Source organism: uncultured Dialister sp. (genome assembly GCF_900541605.1).
Lineage (GTDB): Bacteria > Bacillota > Negativicutes > Veillonellales > Dialisteraceae > Dialister.
In genome coordinates, this window is the sequence record NZ_UQKJ01000195.1 from 1 (window position 1) to 2,500 (window position 2,500).

A 2,500-nucleotide genomic window follows, 5' to 3' on the forward strand; every position below is an offset into this window, starting at 1 on the left:
GCTGAGGTTAGCTGATGGAAATTGAAGGAAGCGCCGCAGGCTGTAGAGCTTTCCTAGCAGCTAGTAGCTAACAGCTAGAAGCTTCCGCACGAATGACTCTATCCATCAGTAACTCTCCATCAGCTCGATAAACCACAATTTGACAGGCAGTTTGGGTCAATTATAAAATTTCTCATCGCTTCCTGGTTTTGCGTGCCCCACATCCACCGACTCCTGATTAACCGCTGAAGGCTTCAGTGTGGGATTGGGGAATCTGCACCATCAGCCCTGTACGCTTCCTCCACGTATTGGATGAATTTTTTCGCTGCCGGGGACGCTTCTTTCAGGGAGGGAATGGAAATGTCCAAGTGGATTACCTGGGGCGGATCGAAGGGGAGGGTGACCACGTTTCCTTTCCATCCCCTGGCGAAGAGGGACTGGTTGAAACTGATGCCCAGCCCCGCTTCCACCATGCGGTAGGTAGAATAGGCGTCTTTGGTGGCAAAGTGAAAGTCCGGATGGATATGATATTTGGAAAGGAGCCGGTCAATGTCCGTGTCCTGTCCGGGCTGGGTGATAATAAAGGGGTAGGAGGTCAGTGCCTCCAGAGGGAAGGCGGTTTTTCCGGCCAGGGGATGGGAAGGCGGGAGCCAGACTACCAGTTCATCTTCCAGAATGGGAATATGGTCACATTCCAGAGACTCCGGCGTAGGGGCGGCCAGGGAAAAATCGATGGTGCGATTTTCCAGGGCCTCTGCCAGTTCTGCATTGGTTCCTTCTCTCAGAATGATTCGCACCCTGGGGTAGTCCGTGCCGAACCGCTTTAATAGGGGCGGAAGAATCATGGAGGAAACGCTGTAGTAGCAGCCGATGGTGAGGGTACCGGAGAGGAGCCCCAGGATGCTGGCGCTTGTTTCATGGGTGAGCCGGGCGGCACGGACCGTTTCCTCAAGGTAGGGAAGGACCGTTTTGCCGTTTGGCGTCAGCTCCACCCCCTTTTTCGTGCGGATGAGGAGAGGAAATCCCAGCTCCTCTTCCAGGGAATGAATCATGCGGCTGATGCCGGGCTGGGTATACCCGAGAATCCGGGCAGCCCTGGAGAGACTGCCCTGTTCTGCTGCCGTTATGAGAGCTTCACATTTGACTTCGTCCATTGATTTCCTCCATCTATAAAACAATATGTTATGACGAATATAAGATATTGAAATTTGTGTTTTATCATCACCTATCGTACAATGACAGACACAGAAATACAAGGAACCACTTGATTGAAAACAGGAGGAATAGACAATGTTATCTTTTGCATCAGATTATATGGAAACCTGCGCACCGGAAATCCTGAAACGGCTGGGAGAACTGGGAAAAGAAAAGCTGGCGGGCTACGGCTTTGACCGGATTTCAGAATCCGCCAGGAATAAAATCCGGGAAGCTGCCGGTGCGCCGGAGGCGGACGTATATTTCCTCATTGGCGGTACCCAGACCAATGCCACCGTCATTGATACCATGCTCCGTCCCTATGAAGGAGTCATTGCGGCCAGGACCGGCCATGTCTCTGTCCATGAAGCCGGGGCCATTGAATATGGCGGCCACAAGGTACTGGAGCTGCCATCGGAAGAAGGGAAAATCCGGGCTTCCCAGATTGCAGAATATGTAGATGGCTACTGGGCCGATGGAAACCATGAACACATGGTGATGCCGGCACTGGTTTATATTTCCCAGCCCACGGAATACGGCTCTCTCTATACATTGAAGGAACTGGTAGAAATCAGCCGGACCTGCCATGAACACCATCTTGCCCTCTACGTGGACGGTGCCCGCCTGGCCTATGGCCTCATGGCGGAAGGCAATGATGTGACCATGAAGGACCTGGCCCGTCTGGCAGATGCCTTCTACATTGGCGGTACCAAGTGCGGCGGTCTCCTGGGAGAAGCCGTAGTATTTCCAAAGAAGAATACGGTTCCCCATTTCTTCACCATGGTGAAACAGCATGGTGCCCTCCTGGCCAAGGGCTGGGCAGCGGGAATCCAGTTCGACACTCTCTTCACCGATGGGCTCTATGAACGGTTGGGAAAGAATGCCGATGAAAAGGCCGACCGGATCCGGAAGGTCCTCGATGAAAAGGGCTATGTCCAGGATATCCGGAACCGGACAAACCAGATTTTCCTCATTCTCACCAAAGAAAAGGCGGAGGAACTCTCCCACAAAGTGGAACTGGGCTTCTGGGAAAATAAGGACGAAGACCATGTGGTCATGCGCATCGCCACATCCTGGGCCACTACGGACGAGGAAGTGGATGAACTGGTCAGCCTGTTGTGATGGATGTACGAAGAAAGCTCCCTGATGGGGGCTTTTTTGGTGGATACGGCATTGTGCCTATTGCGGTTTGTCGAGTTACTTTGTTCGGCGCGGATGGGTAGAGTCTTTCGCATGGAGCTTCTAGCTTCTGGCGGCTAGCTGCTAGGAAAGCTGATCCGCCTGCGGCGCTTTCCATCCGATGTTTCCATCAGTCATTCATGCCGCA

General features: G+C 53.0%; 2 protein-coding genes. One reads left to right on the forward strand and one right to left on the reverse strand.

The window, feature by feature from the left end; translation table 11 throughout:
* Nucleotides 1–233: 233 nt before the first annotated feature.
* Entirely contained in the window at nt 234–1,133 is a 900-nt protein-coding gene (locus QZR21_RS08965) for a LysR family transcriptional regulator (protein ID WP_296096624.1), read from the reverse strand.
* A 136-nt stretch (nt 1,134–1,269) separates the two neighbouring features.
* Here QZR21_RS08965 and QZR21_RS08970 point away from each other — a divergent pair, with 136 nt between their 5' ends.
* A complete protein-coding gene (locus QZR21_RS08970; RefSeq protein WP_296096626.1) occupies nt 1,270–2,295 on the forward strand; it encodes a low specificity L-threonine aldolase in 1,026 nt (341 codons plus the stop codon).
* Nucleotides 2,296–2,500: the final 205 nt, after the last annotated feature.